The following is a 2,853-nucleotide window of genomic DNA, read 5'->3' as shown; positions in this document are numbered from 1 at the left end:
AGCAGGTTGGTCTGGAAGGCGATCTCGTCGATCACCCCGATGATCTGGCCGATCTGGTTCGAGGATGAGGAGATCTCGTCCATGGCCGAGACGGCGCGCCCCACGACCTCGCTGCTCGCGTCCGCGCTGGCGCGGGCTTCGGTGACGACCTTGTCAGCTTGCTGGGCGCCTTCGGAGGTCTTGCGCACCGTGGCGGTGATTTCGTCCAGCGCCGCAGCCGTCTGTTCCAGGCTGGCGGCCTGGGCTTCGGTGCGGCGGGCCAGGTTGTCGGCCGCCTGGCTGATTTCGCCCGAGCCGGCGGACATGGCGTTCGAGTTCTCCTGGATCTTGCCCATCGTGCGTTCCAGGTTGGAGACGGCGCTGTTGAAGTCGTTGCGCAGCTGCTCGTACGAGCCGTTGAAGGCCGTATCGATGCGATAGGTCAGGTCGCCAGCCGACAGGCGCGACAGACCTTGGGCCAGGGCCTGCACGACCGCCGTCTGCTCGGCCTGGGTCCGGGCGCGTTCGGCCTCGGTGGCGGCGCGCTGACGGGCCGATTCCTCGCGGGAGATCTCGGCCTCGCCTTCAAGCCGCAGCCGCGCCAGAGCGCCCTCCTTGAAGCTGAGCACGGCCTTGGCCATGTCCCCCACCTCGTCCTTGCGGTCGGCGGCCGGCACGACGACGTCATTATCGCCCGCAGCGAGCTTGCGCATGGTCTGGGTCATCGCCCGCACCGGCGTGGCGATCGAGCGGGCGAGGATCAGGCCGCACATCGCGGCCAAGACGCCCAGGAAGATGATGCCGCCGATGAGGCCGAACGTGACCCGCTGCATGGCCGCGGTCTGCGCGGCCGCCTCGTGCTCCTGGGTCTTGGTCGCCGACTCTTCCAAGGCGGCCAGCGCATCCTCGACCGGCGAGATGGCCTTGTCGGCGATGCCGTCGTTGCTCACCAACGAAACACCTTGCTCACGCGTCAGTGGGTCCGAGCCCAGCGCGATGCCGACGTTCAGCGCCACTTTTTCGTAGTTCGCGAAGGCGGCCTCCGCCTTCCTGACGATCGCCAGCTCCTCCGCGTTGGCCGCGGTCAGTGTCCGCAGCGCCTTCATCGCCTCGAAGAACTTGACCTTGTGCGCTTCGTTGATCCGCTTGACGTAATAGGTGTCGCCCGACAGCAGGAATCCGCGCAGCGAGTTCTCTTGCCGCGCCAACCGGAAGGTGGCGTCCTGGGTCGCCGACAGCACCTGCCGCGCCCGTTCGGTGCGCGCGGCCGAAGCCGCCAGTTCCGCATTCGTCAGGTAGAGCCCGAGACCGCCGGCCGCGATGGTCGCCAGCATTCCCGAAAAGACCAGGATGAGCTTCGCGGAGATAGAAACGTTGCTGAATTTCACCTTGAGTCCTGTCGGTCGAAGAAGTGGAGCAGTGTCACCCAACATCGCTCGCCGTTTACTACCTCCCGATTAAGGAGCCGCACTCAAGGCTGAGGCAGTATGTCGCAGACCTCAGTTTTCCCTCGGGAATTTGGATATTCACGTTCTGGTTGCGGCGGCGTTGACCAGCAGTTCACCTCTCCAATCTTAAGGACGTCACGAAATTGTCGCGGACAAAGGGTCCTCCTCCAATGAGCAATCTACTGCGGACGTCGGCGCTCGCCGTCCTGATCTCGAGCGCGTCGGCTCCCGCCCTGGCGCAGACCAGCGACGAGCGGATCGCGGCCCTCGAAGCCAAGATCGCCGCCCTGACGGGCGAACTGTCCGAGTTGAAGGCCGAGACCCAGAAGGCCAATCAGGAGGTGAACAAGAAGCTCGCCGCCACTGCGACGCTGTCGAACGGCCGGCCGACGATCGCCAGCGCCGACGGCAGCCAGAAGTTCGCGCTCCGCGGCATCGTCCAGTTCGACGCGGCGGCGTACGACGGCCGGAACAGCCCGCCCGGCGCGACCGACCTGAACTCCGGCACGAACTTCCGCCGCGCCCGGCTGGGCGTCGAAGGGACGGTCGCCAAGCATTGGAACTACGTTCTGACCGCCGACTTCGGCGGCAGCGGCACGGAGGGCGCCCAGCTCAACGCGGGCTACATCGAGTATACAGGCTGGAAGCCGGCCGATGGCGTGAACGCCCGCCTTCGCATCGGCGCCTGGGCTACGCCCACCGGCCTGGAAGACGCCACGAGCAACACCGAGGGCCTGTTCCTCGAGCGCGCCGCCGTCGCCGAGATGGTGCGCAACCTGGCCGGCGGCGACGCCCGCTCTGGCGTCGGCGCCCTGTTCAACGGCGAGCGCTGGTACGCCGCGGCCGTGCTGACGGGCGGCCTCGTCGGCGGCTCGGGCGAGTTCGACGAACAGGTGGGCTACCTGGGCCGCATCGCCCTCAACCCCATCGCCGGCAAGGACTATGCGGTCCACGTCGGCGCCAACATCCAAGGCGTGCTCGAGGTCGCCGACACCGGCGCCGGCTCGGCCAAGGTCACCCAGCTGCGGCTGCGGGAGCGGCCGGAGCTGCGGGTCGACGGTACGCGACTGGTCGACACCGGCGCCCTCAACGCCTCGGGCCTGACCGCCTATGGCCTCGAGCTCGGCGCCCAGTACCGCAACCTGCAGATTTCAGCCGAAGCCTTCCGGGTCGACCTCGACCGGATCGCCGCCTTCAACCCCAGCTTCGACGGCTGGTACGTCCAGGGCGCCTGGACGATCACGGGCGAGACCCACGGCTGGAACAGCGCGTCCGGCGGCTTCAAGGGCGTCAAGCCGGCGAAGGCCTTCAATCCGGCCGACGGAACCTGGGGGGCGTGGGAAATCGCGGCGCGCTACAGCGTACTCGACCTCGACGACCGCGCCGGCTCGGCTGGCGCGGTCGTCGAGGTCGAGTACGCTGTAGC

Annotated in this window: 2 protein-coding genes; one reads left to right on the top strand and one right to left on the bottom strand. The window is 67.6% G+C overall.

Annotated features, from left to right (window positions below):
* Window positions 1–1,367, bottom strand: a 1,367-nt coding sequence (locus AX721_RS21395; protein ID WP_068878000.1) for a methyl-accepting chemotaxis protein, incomplete at its 3' end; no start/stop codon positions are given.
* A gap of 230 nt (window positions 1,368–1,597) precedes the next feature.
* On the opposite strand from AX721_RS21395, the gene AX721_RS21390 reads away from it, so the two are divergent.
* Window positions 1,598–2,853, top strand: a 1,256-nt coding sequence (locus tag AX721_RS21390) for an OprO/OprP family phosphate-selective porin (protein ID WP_068877999.1), incomplete at its 3' end; no start/stop codon positions are given.

The sequence above is a fragment of the Phenylobacterium sp. CCH9-H3 genome, assembly GCF_001557235.1.
Taxonomy (GTDB): Bacteria; Pseudomonadota; Alphaproteobacteria; order Caulobacterales; family Caulobacteraceae; genus Phenylobacterium.
Note: the sequence above shows the minus strand (reverse complement) of the source record. Positions and strands in the feature narration are given on the sequence as shown.